At 39.7% G+C, this 1962-nt stretch carries 4 protein-coding genes; all 4 read left to right on the top strand.

Annotated features, from left to right (window positions below):
• Positions 1–532, top strand: a 532-nt coding sequence (locus A1QO_RS18250) for a hypothetical protein (protein ID WP_347230233.1), incomplete at its 5' end; no start/stop codon positions are given.
• A 102-nt stretch (positions 533–634) separates the two neighbouring features.
• A complete protein-coding gene (locus A1QO_RS18245) occupies positions 635–949 on the top strand; it encodes a hypothetical protein (protein WP_017038356.1) in 315 nt (104 codons plus the stop codon).
• 116 nt (positions 950–1065) lie between these two features.
• Positions 1066–1380: a hypothetical protein gene (locus A1QO_RS18240; RefSeq protein ID WP_017041138.1), complete on the top strand. Its 315-nt coding sequence runs from the start codon at positions 1066–1068 to the stop codon at positions 1378–1380.
• 137 nt (positions 1381–1517) lie between these two features.
• The gene (locus A1QO_RS18235) at positions 1518–1898 is read left to right on the top strand and encodes a GFA family protein (RefSeq protein ID WP_017039994.1); all 381 of its coding nucleotides are present in this window, start codon (positions 1518–1520) and stop codon (positions 1896–1898) included.
• Positions 1899–1962: the final 64 nt, after the last annotated feature.

Here is a 1962-nt window from a genome sequence, read left to right as displayed (position 1 = left end):
TATTTGCCGCTTAGCAGAGCGTTATGTGCACAGGAGGTGCAATATGATTAAGTACATTTCAGTAGCTCTAGTTAGTTTTCTTATCGGTGTTGGTGGGATGTATTATCTAGCTTCCATGACTCTAAATGATTTAGATGAAAAGCATAACAAACGCTTAAAGGAAGAATATGAGCTATTTAGATACCATAATACGAATGCCGCTGAAACTCTTATTAAAGTCTCAAATGCATCTATAAATCACACGTTATGCAAACTGAAAGGTGAAGATAAAAAAGAGGTAATTCATGCTCTAATTTTGAACGCAATGTTCGCTAGCGATGTTTCGAAGCAGTCAATAGAGACTTTAGAGGAGGTGTTTACGACATCGCTTCTCGCACATAAAGAGCTTAGTAGAACATCACCAAATAAAGCTAATGAATACTTATTACCTTTGATTCGAAATCATTGTAGCAATCACTTACCAGAATTGAATTGTGACAAAATAGATAGCTTAATTGATAGTTTGTCGAAAGAGCCAAGTGTGTGCACATAACAAGGCGTTTAAGAGTGACTCCAAACGCGTGCCGTTTTCGCTTCACTCAAGTATGGCACACTTGTTTGTCGCACCTTAACGCGGCGTTATACAAATACAGGGATGAAAATGGAAATTACAGTTAAGAAAATATCGAAAAGGTCTCTTTTCAAAATGCTCTTTATCGGCTTTAGCCTAAGCTTCTTTGTTTTCTTTTTAATGTGTGGCATCGCATCCATATTCGGTGCGGAGACTGTAAAGTGGGAAGAAACACCAGTAACAGGGGTGTCAGGTCTGTTACTAGCATTAGCGATGTGGCCAATATTTAGTTTTTTCCTAGCATTGTTTATGTGGTGCTTTGTAGCATTTGGTTTGTGGATTTACTCTTTAGCTAAACCGCTTAATCTAGTCTTTAAAGAGACAGCACAATCCAATTAACCATTTGTATAACAAAGCATTTAAGAGTGATTCGCAACGCTTGGCGCTTTCGCTTCGCTCAAGTATAGCCAAGCGCTGCTCACACCTTAATGCGGCGTTATGTTCTAAGGTGAAAAATGAGAAATCAAGGAATGATATTAGTTGCTTTCATCGCTTCATCTGTTCAAGCTTCTTTGGCATATTCTCTTCATAATGACATGATTTCAATAGAAATATTTCAATGGATAGTCTCGGTAATATATATCCCTTTGTATTTCGTTCTTCTGTTGATTGGTGGGTTGTTGGAAGTAGTCTTTGGGCTGAATCTGCTAAAAGGTGGAGTTGCTTTACCTTATCTGCATGATGCTTTATGGGCAGTTGGTGGCGTCCTATTACTTCCTCTGAATCTGTGGCTTTTGAAGTTAGGCTCACGCTGTAAATTACGAACATAACAAAGCGTTTAAGACGGATTCCCAACGCTCGGCGGCTTCAGCTCAAAGATATGCATCAGTGTTTATGGCATAATGTCTTGAGTGCAGTGGTAGCGTTGCTCACCACTTAACGCGGCGTTATGTACTAAGGAGGTAGGATGTCAAAAACGTATTCCGGTTCATGTCACTGTGGTCTCATTAAATTCGAAGTTTTAGCCGATATTGACCATCTTCGAGAGTGTAATTGTTCCATCTGTATCCGTAGAGGTGCGCTAAATTTTAGAGTGCCAGCAGAGAATTTGACGGTTCTAACTCCCCTAGAAAATGCAGTTTTATACCAATGGGGTAGTGAGACCGCAGAAGACTACTTTTGCCCTAAATGCGGTATTCTGCCGTTTCGTAAACCTAGCCAATTGACCAAAGCTGAAATCGAGGCAGGCAAAATCCCATTTACTGGTTGGGCTGTAAATGCTCGTTGTCTTAGTGGATTAAATATCAGTCAAATTCCAATCGTTAAAATAGATGGAGCATCCCTTTGAGTACGTACATAACAAGCAATTTAAGAGGGATTCTCAACGCTTGGCACTTTTGCTTCTACTTCAA

Source organism: Vibrio genomosp. F10 str. ZF-129, assembly GCF_000287055.2.
GTDB lineage: Bacteria > Pseudomonadota > Gammaproteobacteria > Enterobacterales > Vibrionaceae > Vibrio.
The sequence above is the reverse complement of the archived record's forward strand: the minus strand, read 5'-3'. Positions and strand labels throughout refer to the sequence as shown.

Excerpts from the sequence above, each read along its gene's own strand:
- A1QO_RS18245 (WP_017038356.1), top strand. The coding sequence starts at position 635 with ATGAAAATGGAAATTACAGTTAAGAAAATATCGAAAAGGTCTCTTTTC.
- A1QO_RS18235 (WP_017039994.1), top strand. The coding sequence starts at position 1,518 with ATGTCAAAAACGTATTCCGGTTCATGTCACTGTGGTCTCATTAAATTC.
- A1QO_RS18240 (WP_017041138.1), top strand. The coding sequence starts at position 1,066 with ATGAGAAATCAAGGAATGATATTAGTTGCTTTCATCGCTTCATCTGTT.